The organism is Klebsiella terrigena, assembly GCF_006539725.1.
Classification (GTDB): domain Bacteria; phylum Pseudomonadota; class Gammaproteobacteria; order Enterobacterales; family Enterobacteriaceae; genus Klebsiella; species Klebsiella terrigena.
This window is the reverse complement of sequence record NZ_BJNO01000005.1, coordinates 25,258-42,884: the sequence shown is the minus strand read 5'-3', so window position 1 is coordinate 42,884 and position 17,627 is coordinate 25,258. Positions and strand designations below refer to the sequence as shown.

Annotated in this window: 17 protein-coding genes and 1 other annotated feature; of the genes, 4 read left to right on the top strand and 13 right to left on the bottom strand. The window is 57.6% G+C overall.

The annotated features are described in order from the left end of the window. The first annotated feature begins 244 nt into the window (after positions 1-244). Positions 245-811: an acetate uptake transporter gene (gene satP, locus RTE01_RS08320; protein WP_041143976.1), complete on the top strand. Its 567-nt coding sequence runs from the start codon at positions 245-247 to the stop codon at positions 809-811. Between the two features lie 44 nt (positions 812-855). Here satP and RTE01_RS08315 read toward each other — a convergent pair whose 3' ends face one another. The 3 genes from RTE01_RS08315 to tal form a co-directional block, all read right to left on the bottom strand. Continuing rightward, entirely contained in the window at positions 856-2,166 is a 1,311-nt protein-coding gene (locus tag RTE01_RS08315) for an MFS transporter (RefSeq protein ID WP_041143975.1), read from the bottom strand. A gap of 122 nt (positions 2,167-2,288) precedes the next feature. Then, positions 2,289-2,876, bottom strand: coding sequence for a molybdopterin adenylyltransferase (gene mog / locus RTE01_RS08310; protein ID WP_041143974.1), 588 nt, complete (start codon positions 2,874-2,876; stop codon positions 2,289-2,291). A 109-nt stretch (positions 2,877-2,985) separates the two neighbouring features. Continuing rightward, positions 2,986-3,939 (bottom strand): transaldolase, encoded by a 954-nt coding sequence (gene tal / locus RTE01_RS08305; RefSeq protein WP_045860032.1) that lies wholly within the window; start codon positions 3,937-3,939, stop codon positions 2,986-2,988. 202 nt (positions 3,940-4,141) lie between these two features. Here tal and RTE01_RS08300 point away from each other — a divergent pair, with 202 nt between their 5' ends. Together RTE01_RS08300 and yaaA are read left to right on the top strand one after the other, a co-directional pair. Then, positions 4,142-5,575, top strand: a complete 1,434-nt coding sequence (locus RTE01_RS08300; protein ID WP_041143972.1) for an alanine/glycine:cation symporter family protein — start codon at positions 4,142-4,144, stop codon at positions 5,573-5,575. A 77-nt stretch (positions 5,576-5,652) separates the two neighbouring features. After that, on the top strand, positions 5,653-6,426 hold the full coding sequence (gene yaaA / locus RTE01_RS08295) for a peroxide stress protein YaaA (protein WP_041143971.1): 774 nt from the start codon (positions 5,653-5,655) through the stop codon (positions 6,424-6,426). 40 nt (positions 6,427-6,466) lie between these two features. On the opposite strand, the gene RTE01_RS08290 is transcribed toward yaaA, so the two are convergent. The 7 genes from RTE01_RS08290 to yjjY form a co-directional block, all read right to left on the bottom strand. Next, positions 6,467-6,760, bottom strand: a complete 294-nt coding sequence (locus RTE01_RS08290) for a DUF2502 domain-containing protein (RefSeq protein ID WP_041143970.1) — start codon at positions 6,758-6,760, stop codon at positions 6,467-6,469. A gap of 203 nt (positions 6,761-6,963) precedes the next feature. Further along, on the bottom strand, positions 6,964-8,250 hold the full coding sequence (gene thrC, locus RTE01_RS08285) for a threonine synthase (RefSeq protein WP_115193597.1): 1,287 nt from the start codon (positions 8,248-8,250) through the stop codon (positions 6,964-6,966). A gap of 3 nt (positions 8,251-8,253) precedes the next feature. Next, positions 8,254-9,183, bottom strand: a complete 930-nt coding sequence (thrB, locus tag RTE01_RS08280; protein WP_041143968.1) for a homoserine kinase — start codon at positions 9,181-9,183, stop codon at positions 8,254-8,256. Between the two features lies 1 nt (position 9,184). Then, positions 9,185-11,647, bottom strand: coding sequence for a bifunctional aspartate kinase/homoserine dehydrogenase I (gene thrA, locus RTE01_RS08275; protein WP_141334903.1), 2,463 nt, complete (start codon positions 11,645-11,647; stop codon positions 9,185-9,187). Between the two features lie 25 nt (positions 11,648-11,672). Further along, positions 11,673-11,790: a sequence feature (Thr leader region), on the bottom strand. Further along, positions 11,729-11,797 (bottom strand): thr operon leader peptide, encoded by a 69-nt coding sequence (gene thrL / locus RTE01_RS08270; RefSeq protein ID WP_071845000.1) that lies wholly within the window; start codon positions 11,795-11,797, stop codon positions 11,729-11,731. (Overlaps the previous feature by 62 nt.) A gap of 212 nt (positions 11,798-12,009) precedes the next feature. After that, the gene (locus tag RTE01_RS08265; protein ID WP_076946437.1) at positions 12,010-12,696 is read right to left on the bottom strand and encodes a tRNA/rRNA methyltransferase; all 687 of its coding nucleotides are present in this window, start codon (positions 12,694-12,696) and stop codon (positions 12,010-12,012) included. A 397-nt stretch (positions 12,697-13,093) separates the two neighbouring features. Next, positions 13,094-13,234, bottom strand: a complete 141-nt coding sequence (gene yjjY, locus RTE01_RS08260) for a YjjY family protein (protein WP_049268126.1) — start codon at positions 13,232-13,234, stop codon at positions 13,094-13,096. Between the two features lie 95 nt (positions 13,235-13,329). Between yjjY and arcA the strand changes: the two genes are divergently transcribed. Next, positions 13,330-14,046 (top strand): two-component system response regulator ArcA, encoded by a 717-nt coding sequence (arcA, locus tag RTE01_RS08255; protein WP_002887843.1) that lies wholly within the window; start codon positions 13,330-13,332, stop codon positions 14,044-14,046. Positions 14,047-14,097: 51 nt separating this feature from the next. Here the strand turns inward: arcA and creD are convergent, their stop codons facing one another. From creD to creB, 3 genes are read right to left on the bottom strand one after another with little or no spacing between them, the layout of a single operon-like run. Further along, positions 14,098-15,456, bottom strand: a complete 1,359-nt coding sequence (gene creD, locus RTE01_RS08250; RefSeq protein WP_166793706.1) for a cell envelope integrity protein CreD — start codon at positions 15,454-15,456, stop codon at positions 14,098-14,100. A gap of 57 nt (positions 15,457-15,513) precedes the next feature. Next, entirely contained in the window at positions 15,514-16,938 is a 1,425-nt protein-coding gene (gene creC / locus RTE01_RS08245; protein WP_134525230.1) for a two-component system sensor histidine kinase CreC, read from the bottom strand. Next, complete coding sequence (gene creB, locus RTE01_RS08240; RefSeq protein WP_134525229.1) at positions 16,938-17,627, bottom strand: two-component system response regulator CreB; 690 nt, start codon at positions 17,625-17,627, stop codon at positions 16,938-16,940. Before creB ends, creC begins: the two co-directional genes overlap by 1 nt.

Here is a 17,627-nt window from a genome sequence, read left to right as displayed (position 1 = left end):
TGACTCTGCTTAGCGAGTCTACCTCCGCGTTGAAAGACCAGAAGCTCGACGGATCATAGCCTTACGAATGCCTTTGCCCGCCTGGCCTCAGGCAAATGCCCGACATCGTTTAGAGAGTGTGTAAAATTGGTGAAAAATACCTCGCCAGATCATAGACAGCCTGACGACTCCTCATTATTATGCCGCGCCCCACCGCTGAGCGACGGGGTAATGCTTCCCTTTCTAATCATTATTTTGAGGAATTATGGGCAACACTAAGTTGGCTAATCCGGCACCGCTGGGCCTTATGGGCTTCGGCATGACCACTATTCTGCTTAACCTGGCGAATAGCGGCCTTTTCGCGTTTGATGTAGCTATCCTGGCGATGGGCATTTTTTACGGCGGTATTGCGCAGATTTTCGCAGGCCTGCTGGAATTTAAAAAGGGTAACACCTTTGGTTTAACCGCTTTTACGTCCTACGGCGCCTTCTGGCTGACGTTGGTCGCAATTCTTCTCATGCCGAAAATGGGCCTGGCAGAGGCGCCGAATGCGCACTTCCTGGGCATGTATCTCGGACTGTGGGGAGTGTTCACGCTGTTTATGTTCTTCGGTACCCTGAAAGCCGCACGGATGCTGCAGTTCGTCTTCCTCAGCCTGACCGTCCTGTTTGCCCTGCTGGCAATTGGTCACCTGGTCGATAACGAAGGCATCGTTAGAATCGCCGGCTGGATTGGTTTAGTCTGCGGCGGTAGCGCGATTTATCTGGCGATGGGTGAAGTACTCAACGAGCAGTTTGGTCGCACCGTTCTGCCAATCGGCGCGCCTCATTGATAGAAGATACCCTCGCCTTACGGCGAGGGTATTGAGCAGTCGCGCTAAGGCAGGCGCTGCAGTTCGCCAGCCGCGGCGGCGCTATTCCCCCCCAGCCCCTGACGCAGCCAAATCCCCAACCCCAGCCCCATCAGCGACAGCGCCAGCACGTACCACGCCGGAGCCATCGGCGACACGCCCATCAGCATAGTGACGGCAATCGGCGTCAGGCCGCCGAAAATGGCGTAGGAGACGTTGTACGAGAATGAAATTCCGGTAAAACGCACCTCCGCCGGGAAGGCGCGAACCATCACGTAAGGCACCGCCCCGACCACGCCAACGCACAGCCCAACGGTGCCGTACAGCAGGAAAAGCTGTTCAGGCGAAGTGCCGGAAAGGTGGTAGAACGCCCAGCTGGAGACCGCGAGCAAAAGGCTGCCGACGATAAAAGTCCGGCTGGCGCCAAAGCGATCGGCCGCCAGGCCTGCCAGCAGGCAGCCGACACACAGCATAATCGTCGCAATACTGTTCGCCTGCAGGGTCACCGCCGGGGCAAAGCCGTAATGCTTTTGCAGCCACACCGGCGACATCAAAATGACCACCACCACGCCCGCGGACAGGAGCCAGGTCAGCAGCATTGAAACCACGACGGCCTTCTGATGCTTGAGCACCACCGATTTAACCGGCAGCTCCTGGGCTAATGCTTTGCGCTGCTGCATCTCGAGGAATATCGGCGTTTCCTGCAGCCAGCGGCGTAAATACATCGCCACCAGGCCGAACACGCCGCCCAGCAGGAAAGGAATACGCCAGCCGCCGTCGTGGATGCCCTGCGGCGTCAGGCTGGTATTAATCAGCGTCGCCACCACCGACCCCAGCAGGATCCCCACCGTTAAGCCCGCCGTCAGCGTGCCGCAGGCGATACCGATTTTTTTCTCCGGCACGTGCTCCGCAACAAACACCCAGGCGCCGGGGACTTCCCCCCCAATCGCCGCGCCCTGCAGCACGCGCATCAGCAGCAGCAGCAGCGGGGCAACGATCCCCATCGATTCATAGGTCGGCAGCAGGCCGATCGCCAGCGTCGGCAGCGCCATCAGTAAAATGCTCAAGGTAAACATTTTCTTGCGCCCGACCAGATCGCCAAAGTGGGCCATAATAATGCCGCCGAGAGGACGCGCCAGATAGCCGGCAGCGAAAATGCCGAAGGTCTGCACCTGGCGCAGCCACTCCGGAATATCGGCCGGGAAGAAGAGCTCGCCGACAACGGCGGCAAAGAAGACGAAGATAATGAAGTCGTAAAACTCCAGCGCCCCGCCAAGGGCGGCCAGCGTCAGAGTTTTATAGTCTTGTCGATTCAGAGGTCGGGTATGTTGTGACATAACGAGCTGTTCATCCAGAGGTTTGTAGGTGTTATCACGCAGTGTGTAAAGTAAAAAACACTATATCGTAAATAAAACAGCACACCACCAGGATTACAGGTTATGTCAGGAAAGCATCAAATTCAGGATAAACTTTCGCGTCTCGCGCTTTTTGGCCGAAAAGCCGCTACCACTTCCGGCGCAGTCTCGACATAAGGCCCCTCAAGCAACTGTACACAATACGGTACACTTGCAAAGACGCCGTGCACCAGCACCTGGCCATCGGCATCTTTGACCCCTTCGAGGGTTTCCTCAATCGCCTTCGGCTGACCGGGCAGATTGAGGATCAGCGCCTGCTTACGGATCACCCCAACCTGGCGGGAGAGAATGGCCGTCGGGACGAAGTGCAGGCTGACCTGACGCATCTGCTCGCCAAAGCCCGGCATGACGCGATCGGCAACCGCCAGCGTCGCATCCGGCGTCACGTCTCGTCGCGCAGGGCCGGTACCGCCGGTGGTTAACACCAGATGGCAGCCCATTTCGTCAACCAGCTCGCACAGCGTTTGCTCGATAATCACCTGCTCATCGGGGATCAAGCGGGTCTGGAGCTCAAAGGGGGTCGTCAGCGCACGCGCCAGCCACTCTTCAAGTGCCGGGATGCCTTTATCCTGATAAACGCCGCTGGAGGCGCGATCGGAGATGGAAACTAAGCCGATTCGTAAGGTATTCATCGTTATTCCGTTCAAATAGTGCAGTTAGACGGAATAATACACGCTGGGAGGAGATACAGACAGGGCTCAAAAGAAGTAGCGTGACCGGGAGCCCGGCCACGCGCAATGATTACAGCAGATCGCCGATCATTTTTTCCAGTTTTTCCTGGTCGATAGCAAACTTACGGATACCTTCCGCCAGTTTATCTACCGCCATCGGATCCTGGTTGTGCTGCCACAGGAACTGAGATTCGGTGATGCGTTCCGGACGGGCTTTCACTTCGCCGCTGAAGGTCAGCTTACGTTCGATAGCGCCTTCGCTTTCTGCCAGCTCTTTCAGCAGTGCCGGAGCGATGGTCAGACGGTCACAGCCGGCCAGCTCGAGGATTTCGCCGACGTTACGGAAGCTTGCGCCCATTACGACGGTTTCATAGCCGTGCTGCTTGTAGTATTCGTAGATTTCGCTGACGGAAACCACGCCCGGATCTTCCGCCGGCGCATACTCTTTCTTATCCGTGTTCGCTTTGTACCAGTCGAGGATACGGCCTACGAACGGCGAAATCAGGAATACGCCCGCTTCCGCACAGGCGCGAGCCTGAGCGAAGGAGAACAGCAGGGTCAGGTTACAGTTGATGCCTTCTTTTTCCAGCTGCTCGGCGGCGCAGATGCCCTGCCAGGTAGAAGCCAGTTTGATCAGAATGCGATCGTTGCCGATGCCCGCATCGTTGTACAGCTTGATGATGCGTTTAGCTTTAGCGATGGATGCCGTGGTGTCATAGGAGAGACGGGCATCAACTTCGGTAGAAATACGGCCTGGAATCAGCTTAAGGATTTCGAGACCAATGTTCACCGCCAGCTTATCGGAAGCGTCGATAACCTGCTGCGCGCGATCGCTGCTCTGAGCGCGGGCCCAGACGATAGCGTCATCAATCAGCTTACGGTACTCAGGGATCTGAGCAGCGCCAAGAATCAAAGAAGGGTTAGTCGTGGCGTCCTGAGGCTGATACAGCTTCATTGCCGCAATATCTCCGGTATCAGCTACGACAGTGGTGTACTGACGCAGAGAAGTCAATTTATCCGTCATGATAGGGTTCTCTTAAACAGCAGTTAAGGGGATGTAACCGGTCTGCCAAGATGATAACACGCTGCCGGGTCAGCGCAACTGCGGACCATGCAAGAGCGCAGAGTGTGATAAACTGGACGAATTAATTCTCTGAATGTTAAAGGATTGTCACTAAAATGGTAACGCTTACACGAGCTTACCAACATGGACAAGAGGATGCTTAATGCCTGACTTTTTCTCATTTATCAATGAAATACTCTGGGGTTCGGTAATGATTTATCTATTACTGGGCGCCGGCGTATGGTTTACCTGGCGGACGAAATGCATTCAGTTCCGTTATGTTAGCCAGTTTGGGAAAAGTTTGCGCAAAAGCCTCCTGCCCCAGCCCGACGGCTTAACCTCTTTTCAGGCTCTGTGCACCAGCCTGGCCGCCCGCGTCGGCAGCGGCAACCTGGCCGGCGTGGCGCTGGCTATCACCGCCGGCGGGCCGGGCGCCGTATTCTGGATGTGGGTCTCTGCGCTGCTCGGGATGGCCAGCAGCTTCGCCGAATGCTCCCTTGCCCAGCTCTACAAAGAACGCGATGCGCAGGGGCAATTTCGCGGCGGTCCCGCATGGTATATGTCCCGAGGCTTAGGGATGCGCTGGATGGGGGTGCTGTTTTCAATCCTGCTGCTGCTCGCCTATGGCGTTATTTTTAACACCGTTCAGGCCAACTCGGTGGCGCATGCGATGACCTATGCCTTCGATCTGCCCGGCGTTATCACCGGCGGCGTGCTGGCGGTGCTCACCCTGCTGGTTATCGTGCGCGGCTTGCGCAACGTGGCAAAGATCCTGCAATGGTTCGTCCCGCTGATGGCGGGGCTGTGGGTTGCCGCCAGCCTGCTTATCGGCCTGTGGCACATCACCGCCCTGCCGGCAATTTTTAACACCATTTTCCGCTGCGCGTTCGGCTGGCAGGAAGCCGCCGCCGGCGCGGTGGGCTATACCATCAGCCAGGCGCTAACCAGCGGTTTTCAGCGCGGAATGTTCTCTAACGAAGCGGGGATGGGCTCAACGCCTAACGCCGCCGCGACCGCCGCCTCCTGGCCTCCGCACCCGGCGGCTCAGGGGATCGTCCAGATGATTGGCGTGTTTATCGATACCGTTGTTATCTGCACCGCCAGCGCGGTGATTATCATGCTGGCACCGCGCGCACGCGGAGAAGAGGATGCCGCTAACGGTATTCAGGCCATTCAGCATGCGATGAGCGGGCTTGTCGGCGGCTGGGGCGCCGGCTTTGTCGCCGTCATCGTGCTGCTCTTTGCCTTTAGCTCCATCGTGGCGAACTACATTTATGCTGAAAATAACCTGATTTTTCTGCGCCTTAACAGTCCTCGCTGCATCTGGACGCTGCGGATTATCACCATCCTGATGGTCTTAACGGGAACGATGATGAGCCTCCCGGTAGTCTGGCGGCTGGCGGATATTATTATGGCGCTGATGGCCATTACCAACCTGACGGCCATCCTCCTGCTGTCCCCCACGGTGCGGCTGCTTGCCAGCGACTATCTTCACCAGCGACGGCTCGGCGTGCAGCCCACGTTTGACGCCGCGCGCTATCCGGAAATTCGCCAGCAGCTGGCGCCGGGAACCTGGGACGGGCCGCCGCGCGAATAGCGCAGCAATCGCAGCTATCGATCCCCCCGCGGTCTTTTTTTGGTAAAATCGCCGAAAATCTCCTGCAAGGACTGGATATGCTGATTCTGATTTCACCTGCTAAAACGCTCGATTATCAAAGCCCGCTGGCGACGACGCGCTACACCCAGCCCGAGCTGCTGGAGTATTCCCAACAGCTTATCGGCGTGGCGCGCCAGCTTTCAGCGCCGCAGATAGGCAAGCTGATGGGCATCAGCGATAAGCTGGCGGATCTGAACGCCACCCGTTTTCACGACTGGCATCCCGAGTTCACGCCGAAAAACGCCCGCCAGGCCATTCTGGCCTTTAAGGGCGACGTCTACACCGGGCTGCAGGCGGAAACCTTCGACGAGGCGGATTTCGATTTCGCCCAGCAGCATCTGCGCATGCTCTCCGGCCTGTACGGCGTGCTGCGCCCGCTGGATCTGATGCAGCCCTATCGTCTGGAGATGGGAATTAAGCTGGAAAACGCCAGGGGCAAGGATCTCTACCAGTTCTGGGATGAAACCATTACCGATACGCTGAATCAGGCGCTGAAGGCCCAGGGCGACGACGTGGTGATTAACCTCGCCTCCGACGAATACTTCCGGTCGGTCAAGACGAAGCGGCTGCAGGGGCAGATTATTAAGCCGGTGTTCCTCGATGAGAAAAACGGCAAGTTCAAGGTGATCAGCTTCTACGCCAAGAAAGCGCGCGGCTTGATGAGCCGCTATATCATTGAGAACCGCTTAACCCGGCCGGAGCAGCTCACGCGCTTCGACAGCGACGGGTACTTCTTTGACGCCGATGCTTCCGATAAAGGCGAGATGGTCTTTAAACGCCACGAACGCTAACCCGCTTCCCGGCCGCAAACCTGCCGGCCGGGAGCGTCGCCTAGCGGTGATGCCAGTCGCGATCCGGACCGCGGTCGCGATCGTCGTCATGGCGTTCGCGCTGGTGATAACGGCGATCGTCATGCGGATGCCAGCGATCGTCGCGCCAGTCGTAATGGCGTCCCCACCACTCGCGATCGCGCCAGTGGCCGCCGTCCCAATAGTTGCCGGAGTTATCGCGATCGCCGATCTGCAGTTTTATGGCCGGAACCAGCGTAATTTCAGCGGCGTGGACGGCCGCAGGAGCCACCAGCAGCATCGAAAGCGCAAGGATCACAGATTTCAGCTTTGACATAGGTTTCCCCTTTGTTAACAGTGCCCGCAATGGGTCGATAGCCCAAGGTTAGCCCTGCGCAACGGCGCTTGTTATTCTCCGCAATCCTATTCTTCAGCCTCCGGCATTTATTGATAATTCATGCATAATTTCTCCTTTTTTGGGCGTAAAAAAACCGGGCACCCGGGCCCGGTTTACGTAATAAACGGCGTCTGCTGCTGCCGTTACGCTTTCGCCATCATCAGCTCGCGCAGCGCCGCATAGTCCGCAGGCAGGTTATGCGACAGCAGCGGCAGGTCGGCGCGGTCCGCCAGCTCTTTCGGCAGCGGCAGCGTCTCCTGCAGGATCTCTTCAACGCTCTCCTTGAACTTCGCCGGATGCGCGGTACCAAGGAACAGGCCGTATTCTCCCGGCTGCAGCTGGTCGCGCAGCGCGCGCCACGCGATGGCCGCATGCGGCTCGGAGGTGTAGCCGATAGCTTTCAGCTCGCGCATCGCCTCTTTGGTCGTCTCGTCGTCTACGGTCGCGTAGCCCAGCTCGTTAAGACGCCAGGTTTTACGGCGGAACAGCTCTTCTACGCGCGGCCAGTTGTTTGGCTGGCTGACATCCATCGCGTTGGACAGCGTCGCCTGGGTGACCTTCGGCGCCCAGTTGCCATCCTGCAGGAAGCGAGGCACGGTATCGTTGGCGTTGGTAGCGGCGATAAAGCGCTTAACCGGCAGGCCCAAAGACTTCGCCAGCAGGCCGGCGGTGAGGTCGCCGAAGTTGCCGCTTGGCACCGAAATCACCAGCTGATTACGCGCTTCCTGAGGCAGCTGCGCGACCGCTTCAAAGTAGTAGCAAATCTGTGCCAGAAGACGGCTGATGTTAATCGAGTTCGCGGAGTTCAGGCCCAGCGCGACTTTCAGCTCTTCGTCGTCGAAGGCCTGTTTAACCAGCGCCTGGCAGGCGTCGAAGTCGCCGTCGATAGCCACGGTTTCAATGTTGCCGCCCAGGGTGCAGAACAGCTTCTCCTGCAGCGGGCTAATCTTGCCGCGCGGATAGAGAATCACCACCTTCACGTTTGGCAGGCCGTAGAACGCGTGGGCTACCGCCGCGCCGGTATCGCCGGAGGTTGCCGTCAGGATAGTCACCGGCTTGTCGCCCGCGATATGGGTCAGCATCTGGGCCATGAAGCGGCCGCCGAAGTCTTTAAACGCCAGCGTCGGGCCGTGGAACAGCTCGAGGCAGCCGACGTCATCCTGCACCTTGTTGACCGGAGCCGGGAAGGTGAAGGCCGCACCGATGCGCTCCTGCAGGACCGCCTGCGGGATCTCTTCGGCAATAAATGCCGACAGGATCTTCGCGCTGCGGGTGACAAAATCCAGCGCCAGCATGTCATCAATTTCAGTCAGGCTAAATTCCGGCAGGTCGTGCGGGAAGAACAGCCCCTGATGCTTGCCAAGCCCCTGCGTGACGGCCTGCGCAAAGCTGACCTGTTCGTTATGATCTTTTAAGTTATAGAGTTTCATTGGTTATCCCACTACTCGTGCGCCCGCCGTGTCCAGCCGGCAAATATGAACAAAGCCTTCATGATTCTGCAGATAATGCGTACCCAGCCAATCGGCAACCCGCTGCGCGGTTTCCGGCTTATCGCACAGCGCAAACAGCGTCGGGCCAGAGCCGGAGATCCCGCAGGCCTGCGCGCCAATCTCCATCGCCGCCTGCCGCGCTTCGCTGAAGCCCGGCAGCAGTTTGGTGCGATAGGGTTCGGCAATCACATCTTTCATCAGTTTCGCTGCCAGCTGCGGCTGGCGGGTGTAGCAGGCGTGAATAAAGCCCGCCAGGTGGCGGCCGTGCGCAATACAATCCTGCCGACGATACTGGGCCGGCAGGATGGCGCGCGCTTCCGCCGTCGAAACTTTAATTCCAGGGTACGCCAGCACCCACAGCCACTCGTCAAAGCCGGGCACCTGCTGGCTGATGATGTCGTTCTCTTCGATCATCAGCTGCATGCCGCCCAGATAGCACGGGGCGACGTTGTCGTAGTGGATACTGCCGGAGATGCGCCCTTCCATCTCGCCCATCAGCGCCAGCATCCGCGTTTCGTTCAGCGGCTTGCCGCAGAATTCATTCATCGCCACCAGCGCCGCGACCACTGAACAAGCGCTGGAGCCAAGGCCGGAGCCAATCGGCATGTTTTTTTCCAGCACCATCGCCACCGGAACCTTCCTGCCAATCTCTTCGCAGAAACGCTCCCAGCACTGATAAACGATATTCTCCTGCGCCGCCGCCGGCAGCTTGCTGGCAAAGCGACCGACGTTTTGCAGGCTAAAGCTTGCGGCCGCCTCAACCGAGACGTTGTCCCCCAGCAGCGTACCGTCAACCGGCGTCACCGCCGCGCCCAGGACATCAAACCCGACGCTCATATTGGCACTGGAAGCCGGGGCATATACTTTGACCATCTTAAACTCCTAACTTCCATGACAGGGTACGCAGCAGGTCGGCGAATACGCCGGCCGCGGTCACATCGTTACCCGCGCCATAGCCGCGCAGCACCAGCGGCAGCGGCTGATAATAGTGGCTGTAAAAGGCCAGCGCGTTCTCACCGTTTTTGACTTTAAACAGCGGATCGTTACCGTCAACCGCGGCAATTTTCACGCGGCAGGTTCCATCCTCTTCGATGTTACCGACGTAACGCAAGACTTTACCTTCATCGCGCGCTTTCGCCACCCGCGAAGCAAATTCGTTATCCAGCGCAGGCAGACGCGCCATAAAGCTCTCGACGTCGCCGCTGGCATCAAACGCTTCAGGCAGGGCCGACTCAACGATAATGTCCGACAGCTCCAGCTCACGACCGGTCTCACGGGCCAGGATCAGCAGCTTGCGGGCAACGTCGACGCCGGAAAGATCGTCACGCGGATCCGGTTCGGTATAGCCCATATCTCGCGCCAGCGTCGTCGCTGCGGAGAGCGTCATCCCCTCATCCAGCTTACCGAAGATGAACGACAGCGAACCGGAGAGGATGCCGGAGAAGTGCAGCAGTTCGTCACCGGCGTTGAGCAGGTTCTGCAGGTTCTCGATAACCGGCAGACCGGCACCGACGTTAGTGTCGTAGAGGAATTTGCGTCGGGAGCTGCTCGCCGCGTGACGCAGCTGATGGTAGTAATCCAGCGATGAGGTGTTGGCCTTTTTGTTCGGCGTCACCACGTGGAAACCTTCGCGCAGGAAATCAGCGTACTGATCGGCGACCGCCTGGCTCGAGGTACAGTCAACGATCACCGGGTTCAGCAGATGGTACTCTTTCACCAGGCGGATCAGGCGGCCGAGGTTAAGCGACTCTTTCGCTTCGGCCAGCTCAGCACGCCAGTTCTCCAGATTCAGACCGTGGACGTTGGTCAGCAGAGCCTGAGAATTTGCGACGCCGCACACGCGCAGGTCGATATGCTTGTTCTTCAGCCAGCCCTGCTGACGCTTGATTTGTTCAATCAGCGCGCCGCCAACGCCGCCGACGCCGATAACGAACACCTCAATGACCTGGTCGGTATTGAACAGCATCTGGTGGGTGACGCGTACCCCGGTAGTGGCGTCGTCATTGCTGACCACTACGGAGATAGAGCGTTCGGAAGAGCCCTGGGCAATCGCCACGATATTGATATTGGCGCGCGCCAGCGCCGCAAAGAACTTGGCCGAAATACCGCGCAGGGTGCGCATACCGTCGCCGACGACGGAAATGATAGCCAGGCGATCCATGATGGAGAGCGGCTCCAACTGCCCCTCTTTCAGCTCCAGATAGAACTCCTCTTCCATCACCCGTTTTGCCCGGGCGCAGTCGCTTTGCGGCACGCAGAAGCTGATGCTGTACTCAGAAGAGGACTGGGTGATCAGGACCACCGAAATACCGGCGCGGGACATGGTAGCGAAAACGCGGGCGGCCATGCCGACCATTCCCTTCATCCCCGGACCGGAGACGTTGAACATCGCCATATTATTGAGGTTGGAGATCCCCTTAACCGGCAGGCCGTCTTCATCAAGGCTGGCGCCGATAAGCGTACCTGGCGCCTGCGGATTGCCGGTATTTTTGATCAGGCAGGGGATCTGGAACTGAGCGATAGGCGCAATGGTGCGCGGGTGCAGAACCTTAGCGCCGAAGTAGGAGAGCTCCATCGCTTCCTGATAGGACATCGACTTCAGCAGGCGGGCGTCAGGTACCTGACGCGGATCGCAGGTGTAAACGCCGTCAACGTCGGTCCAGATTTCACAACAGTCGGCGCGCAGGCAGGCGGCGAGTACGGCGGCAGAATAGTCGGAGCCGTTACGGCCCAGAACCACCAGCTCGCCCTTTTCGTTACCGGCAGTAAAACCGGCCATCAGCACCATATGGTCCGCTGGGATCTGGCTGGCGGCAATGCGGCGGGTTGATTCGGCAATATCGACGGTGGATTCGAGGTAGTGACCCACGGCCAGCAGTTTTTCGACGGGGTTAATCACGCTGACCTTATGGCCACGCGCTTCAAGAAGGCCGGCCATGACCGCGATGGAGAGCTTCTCTCCGCGGCAAATCAGCGCAGCGTTCACGCTATCCGGGCACTGGCCAAGCAGGCTGATGCCGTGCAGCACGTGCTTTATCTGGGAAAACTCCTGCTCGACGAAGGTTTTCAGCTGTGCCAGCGCAAAGCCCGGCTGAGCATCGGCGAGACCCTGCAGCAGTTCAGCAAAAATGCGTTCAGCGTCAGCGATATTGGTGAGCGCATCCTGGCCGCCGATGGTTTTTTCAATCATCGCGACCAGATGGTTGGTAATTTTCGCCGGGGCAGACAGTACGGTCGCTACCTGCCCCTGCCTGGCATTGCTCTCCAGAATATCGGCAACACGCAGAAAACGTTCTGCATTTGCCACTGATGTACCGCCGAACTTCAACACGCGCATGGTTGTTACCCCTAGATTTTTTGTCGAAAAAAAAGCCCGCACTGTTCAGGTGCGGGCTTTTTTCTGTGTTTCCTGTACGCGTCAGCCCGCACCGTTACCTGTGGTAATAGTGGTGGTGATAATCGTTGTAATCATGCCGATGCGTTTCATGGATGTTGTGTACTCTGTAATTTTTATCTGTCTGTGTCCTGTGCCTATATTGGTTAAAGTATCTGCCGACGTAAGTCAATGAATTTCTGTTTTTCGCCGGTTTTGGCACACCTGGGCAATGCGCCAAAATGCAGCGGTCATTCATCCCTGTTCACGCAGCCTCACGCCATCAATCAGCAGAAAAAACCATACATAAAACTTATGACAGAACTTTACTCCGGGAGGTTTTTTTCAATATCGTGCAGCAAACGATGGAGCATTGCCGTATCTCGCTGCTGCAAAAGTCCAATCCGCTGCTGTAGCCAATCGGTGAGTTTGACGTCTTCAGCGACGCCAAGCCGGGTCAATAATTCGAGGGTTCGCAAACGCAGCGCCTGCAGCTGGTTTTCATCGACGCTCGCGCAAACGGCCGGCGCCTGCTGAACCAGGGAGGTCAGCTGATAGCAGTAAACCATCACCGACTGGCCGAGGTTGAGCGACGGATAGTCGGCGACCATCGGCACGCCGGTCAACACGTCGGCAAGGGCCAGCTCCTCGTTGGTCAGGCCGGAATCTTCCCGACCAAATACCAGCGCCGCGTGGTTCATCCACTGCGCCTTTTCCTCCATCAGCGGCAGGAGCTGCTGCGGGGTGGCGTAGTAGTGGAAGCGCGCCCGGCTGCGGGCCGTGGTGGCGACCGTAAAATCGACATCGTGCAGCGCCTGCTCCAGCGTTGAATAAGTGCTTATATTATCGAGAATATCTCCGGATCCATGGGCGACCCAGCGCGCGGCAGGCTGCAAATGGGCATCGCTTTCGACGATCCGCAGATCGCTAAAGCCCATCGTTTTCATCGCTCGCGCGGCCGCGCCAACGTTCTCTGCCCGAGCCGGGGATACTAATACAATAGATACGCGCATTGTGGTTCTCTTCTGCTCTCTCAGGGGGCGAAAATGAAAGTTACCCCTCATTTTACGCGGCGAAAATTTACAAATTTGCAACAAATATCACTAAAATTGCGTTTGAACACCCATAAAAAAAACTAAACTATTTCCAACCAACCGCGACACGAGGTATGTTAACAGAACGCTTTTATCCATATGTTTGCCAATGATATTTCGCTCCGGATACCGTTTCAGGCGTTGGATTCAGCATATTTATCAGTTTCCCCACGCAACCATTTGAGCTGTGTAAGATTTGTAACTACAAATAGCATTTCAATACGATGATTTCACAAGACTGTTAACGTGCTACAATTGAACTTGATATATGTCAACGAAGCGTAGTTTTATTGGGTGTTCAGCCTCTCTTAGCCTGTTATATTGCTGTTAAAATGGTTAGGATGACAGCCGTTTTTGACACCGTCGGGTCCAGAGGGAAAGTACCCACGACCAAGCTAATGATGTTGTTGACGTTGATGGAAAGTGCATCAAGAACGCAATTACGTACTTTAGTCATGTTACGCCGGACATGTTAATTTGCGACATGTACCAGGCAGGTCAGGGACTTTGGTACTTCCTGTTTCGATTTAGTTGGCAATTTAGGTAGCAAACATGCAGACCCCGCACATTCTTATCGTTGAAGACGAGTTGGTAACACGCAACACGTTAAAAAGTATTTTCGAAGCAGAAGGTTATGATGTGTTCGAAGCGACCGATGGCGCGGAAATGCATCAGATCCTGTCTGAAAATGATATCAACCTGGTAATCATGGATATTAACCTGCCGGGTAAAAATGGTCTCCTGCTGGCGCGTGAACTGCGCGAACAGGCGGACGTCGCGCTGATGTTCCTTACCGGCCGCGATAATGAAGTTGATAAGATTTTGGGCCTCGAAATTGGCGCAGATGACTATATCACCAAGCCATTCAACCCCCGTGAACTGACTATTCGCGCGCGCAACCTGCTCTCCCGTACCATGAATCTGGGTACCGTAAGCGAAGAACGTCGCAGCGTAGAAAGCTACAAGTTCAACGGCTGGGAACTGGATATCAACAGCCGTTCTCTGGTCAGCCCGAACGGTGAGCAGTACAAGCTGCCGCGCAGTGAATTCCGCGCAATGCTGCACTTCTGCGAAAACCCGGGCAAAATCCAGTCACGCGCTGAACTGCTGAAGAAAATGACCGGCCGTGAGCTTAAGCCGCACGACCGTACCGTAGACGTGACCATCCGTCGCATTCGTAAGCATTTTGAATCTACTCCGGATACGCCGGAAATCATCGCTACCATTCACGGTGAAGGTTACCGCTTCTGTGGCGATCTGCAGGAATAATCAACTATTCCCGCAGCATCAACGTAAAACGGCGCTCAAGGCGCCGTTTTTTTATTTCCAGATCCTGAACGTATCGTCGCCCCCACCGTCGGGCTGCTCCGCCTTTTTTGGCTTCTGAGACGATAGCGCATACCAGTCAACGTGGCGGGTTAGCAGCATCAGCGCGCTTAGCGCCAGCAGCAGCACGCCGGTCCCGAGCAGCAGCGCGCTATCTTCCGAACGCAGCAGCATCCACATAACGCTATCCAGCAATAATAGCGCGCAGACGAAGAGCAGGCTGTTGCGCCATCCTTTCAGCACGGCGTGCAGATACACGGCGTTGATCAGCGCGCCGATGACGCTGGCGGCAATCCATGATGGCGTAAAGCCAACGTGTTCCGAGAGCGCCAGCAATACCAGATAGAACATCACCAACGACAGGCCAACCAGCAGATACTGCAGCGGATGCAGGCGGTACATCGTTAAACTTTCGAAGACAAAGAAAGCCATAAAGGTTAGCGCAATCAAAAGAATGGCATATTTAGTCGCCCGATCGGTCAGCTGATATTGGTCGGCTGGCGTAGTGACGTTGACGTTGAAAGCCGGCAGCTGGTGCCACTCAACCTCCCGATCGTCAACGAAGAACTTCGCCATGTTGTTGGCAAACCAGCTGCTTTGCCAGCGGGCGCTATAGCCGGAGGCGCCGATCTCGCGGCTAACGGGAAGAAAATCGCCAAGAAAACCGGGGTGCGCCCAGTTGCTTGCCAGCTGCAGCTCGCTAGTGCGCCCAACGGGCACCACCGAGAAACTTCCCGTTCCGTTCAGGTTGAGAGTGAACGCAAGGTCCAGCGTTTTCTGCTGCGCCGACAGCGGCGGTAGCGGCATATGAATCCCCTCTCCGCTGCCGCTGAGGCCCAGCCCAGGCTCCACGGGCAGCGTCTCACCGCCGAACTCCGGCGCGTTAATCGCGCCAATTCCGCGCGCATCGCTGACGCCGACCACCACAAAGAGCCTGCCCAGCGTAATATTGTCTTTTTTAAGTTCAGCCAGGCGGGAGGTATCAAACTGCGCCCTGATCCCGAGCGTATTGTGCCAGATTTGGCCCTCATAAATGCCTATCTGTCGGGATTCCACGTTCTGCTTGCCGCTTATCGCCAGCGATTCCGGTAGCCAGTAGTGCACCCAGGTCCGCTGATACTCGACCTCTTTTTTATCCTCAAGACGGGTCAACGTCTCGGTAACCGGGATCGCGATCAGCGGCCCGGTCAGCTTTTGCGCGCCGCTGGTGCTTTTCTCCAGCGCATCAACAACGTCGCTACGATAGTCCGCCCGCTCGACAATCAGCTGCCGGACCATCATCAGGGGAATAGATAACAACAGGATGCACCCCAGCAGGGTGCTCATTTTCCAGAATAGCGGTGATTTCAACATAGCGTTCTCCTCAGTGAAGCGCTCACCTTAGCCGGGCTATGTGGGGGGAGTTTGAAGCTATGTGAAGGGACGGTGAAGTATCAGCACAGCGCGTACGCCGCCCTGCGGGCGATTGCTGAGCTGAATATCGCCCTGATGCAGCCGCGCCACTTCACGGACAAAAGCCAGCCCCAATCCGCTGCTTTTATGGCCGTTTTCACGCGGCAGCGAATAGAAACGTTCGAAGATGCGTCCAAGTGCATAATCCGGGATGCCGCTGCCGCTATCGCTGATGGTCAGCGCCAGGCCCGCCTGCTGCTGCTCTGCGCTCATGACGATCTCCCCTTGCGCAGGGGTAAAATCGATGGCGTTATCCAGCAGATTGCCCAGGGCCTGCGCCAGCAGCTCGCCGTCGGCCTCCGCCGTCAGGCCGCTCTCCTGCCAGCGTAAGCGGATTTTCTTTACCGCCAGTACCGCCTCGCGCTCCTCGGCTAAGCGACGGAAAAGGCTATCAATTGCGAGCGGCTCAAGGGCGATCTCCAGCCGGTTCTCCAGCCTCGCCTGGCGTAACAGCTTCTCAACCAGCGACTGCATCCGCGCATTCTGCGTCAGGATATTGCCGGTAAAACGCGCGGCGACCTCCGGCGGGGGGCCTTCACGCAGGATCTCTGCGGCGCCTCGAATAGCGGCCAGCGGGCTTTTCAGCTCATGCGTCAGGGCGTGAACGTAGTTTTCAATGGTGTTCTTACCCTCCAGCTTGACGCGCATGCTTTCCAGCGCCAGCGCCAGCTTGCGCAGCTCGCTGCTGCCAATTTCCGGCAGCGGAAGCGGCCGGTCGGCCGTCACCGAATCGGCGTAGCGCACCAGCTTGCCGATCGAGAAGTTGATCCACCAGACCATCAGCGAGCCTATCAGCAGCGCGATCCCCAGCAGCGCCCCGCCGGCCCAGAGCATTCGCCGTTCGCTGCGCTTAATCACCGGCGCCATCGCCTGGTTGGGTTTACTGACGCTCAGCACCCCAATAATACGGCCGCCATCGGTGACCGGCGCGGCGACGTACATCACCGAACTGCCCGCGTCGTTGGGGTCGGCCAGGGTGCTGCGCGCACCGTACTGGCCGCGCAGGGTCAGCCAGACGTCATTCCAGCGGGAATAGTCCTGCCCCACCGCTTCTCCCGCCGAATCGAATACCACCTTGCCCTTCTCATCGGTCAGGTAGACGCGATACTCGTTACGCGTTTTGCTGATGCCCGCGATATTCGCCTCGATCGGCCGCTGGTGCAGCGCCTGAAACGCCCTGGCCAGCCTTCCCTGCTGCGGCTGATCGGAAAGCAGATCTTCTCGCGCCAGCTCCGCCAGCAGCGTGGCGGTATCAATCAGCGTACCTTCCGTCGCCCGGCGTACCCCGGGTTTGATCTCCTGGACGAAAATGAAAAGCACGAACCATGCCGCAATCGCGACAATCAGAAAGTAGCCCAGCAGCAGCCGCATGCCGATACGCATCAGGCGCCTCCCAGGCTATATCCCATGCCGCGATGCGTATTAACCGGTGAGAGGTGAGGATTAACCTCGCGCAGCTTTGCGCGCAGGGTTTTGATATGGGTATCAACGGTGCGGTCGAAGCTTTCATGCGCATCTCCCCACACCGCGTCCATCAGCTGCTGGCGGGAAAAGACCCGCCCCGGCGAGCGCAGGAGCGTTTTTAGCAGCAGGAATTCATAGCGCGTCAGGGTTAACGGCTGGCCGCACCAGGTGACCCGCGCCGCGGCCTCGTTGAGCTGAAATTCGCCCACCTGCAGCACTGCGCCAGAGGTCGCAAACTTTTGCACCCGCCGCAGAACGGTGCGCACCCGGGCGCACACCTCACGCGGCGAGAAGGGCTTCGCGATGTAGTCATCGGCGCCTATTTCAAGGCCCAGCAGCTTATCCACCTCTTCGCTACGGGCGGTGAGGAACAGAACCGGCAGCGTCGGATTGCGGCCCAGCAGCTGACGGCACAGCTCAAAGCCGCTGATGTCGGGCAGGCCCACGTCCAGAATGGCCAGGTCCGGCATCCGGTGGCGGGCGGCATCGAGCGCGGGCAGACCACGCTCAAAAACGCTCACCACAAAGCCTTCCTGCTGGAGCATGTAGACAAGCGTGTCGGCGATACTCTGCTCATCCTCCACCAACCAGATCTGCGGCTGCTGCAT

Bases quoted from the DNA above. Each gene is read 5' to 3' on its own strand.
- satP (WP_041143976.1), top strand. From the start codon at position 245: ATGGGCAACACTAAGTTGGCTAATCCGGCACCGCTGGGCCTTATGGGC.
- RTE01_RS08315 (WP_041143975.1), bottom strand. From the start codon at position 2,166: ATGTCACAACATACCCGACCTCTGAATCGACAAGACTATAAAACTCTG.
- mog (WP_041143974.1), bottom strand. From the start codon at position 2,876: ATGAATACCTTACGAATCGGCTTAGTTTCCATCTCCGATCGCGCCTCC.
- tal (WP_045860032.1), bottom strand. From the start codon at position 3,939: ATGACGGATAAATTGACTTCTCTGCGTCAGTACACCACTGTCGTAGCT.
- RTE01_RS08300 (WP_041143972.1), top strand. From the start codon at position 4,142: ATGCCTGACTTTTTCTCATTTATCAATGAAATACTCTGGGGTTCGGTA.
- yaaA (WP_041143971.1), top strand. From the start codon at position 5,653: ATGCTGATTCTGATTTCACCTGCTAAAACGCTCGATTATCAAAGCCCG.
- RTE01_RS08290 (WP_041143970.1), bottom strand. From the start codon at position 6,760: ATGTCAAAGCTGAAATCTGTGATCCTTGCGCTTTCGATGCTGCTGGTG.
- thrC (WP_115193597.1), bottom strand. From the start codon at position 8,250: ATGAAACTCTATAACTTAAAAGATCATAACGAACAGGTCAGCTTTGCG.
- thrB (WP_041143968.1), bottom strand. From the start codon at position 9,183: ATGGTCAAAGTATATGCCCCGGCTTCCAGTGCCAATATGAGCGTCGGG.
- thrA (WP_141334903.1), bottom strand. From the start codon at position 11,647: ATGCGCGTGTTGAAGTTCGGCGGTACATCAGTGGCAAATGCAGAACGT.
- RTE01_RS08265 (WP_076946437.1), bottom strand. From the start codon at position 12,696: ATGCGCGTATCTATTGTATTAGTATCCCCGGCTCGGGCAGAGAACGTT.
- yjjY (WP_049268126.1), bottom strand. From the start codon at position 13,234: ATGACTAAAGTACGTAATTGCGTTCTTGATGCACTTTCCATCAACGTC.
- arcA (WP_002887843.1), top strand. From the start codon at position 13,330: ATGCAGACCCCGCACATTCTTATCGTTGAAGACGAGTTGGTAACACGC.
- creD (WP_166793706.1), bottom strand. From the start codon at position 15,456: ATGTTGAAATCACCGCTATTCTGGAAAATGAGCACCCTGCTGGGGTGC.
- creC (WP_134525230.1), bottom strand. From the start codon at position 16,938: ATGCGTATCGGCATGCGGCTGCTGCTGGGCTACTTTCTGATTGTCGCG.
- creB (WP_134525229.1), bottom strand. From the start codon at position 17,627: ATGCAGCAGCCGCAGATCTGGTTGGTGGAGGATGAGCAGAGTATCGCC.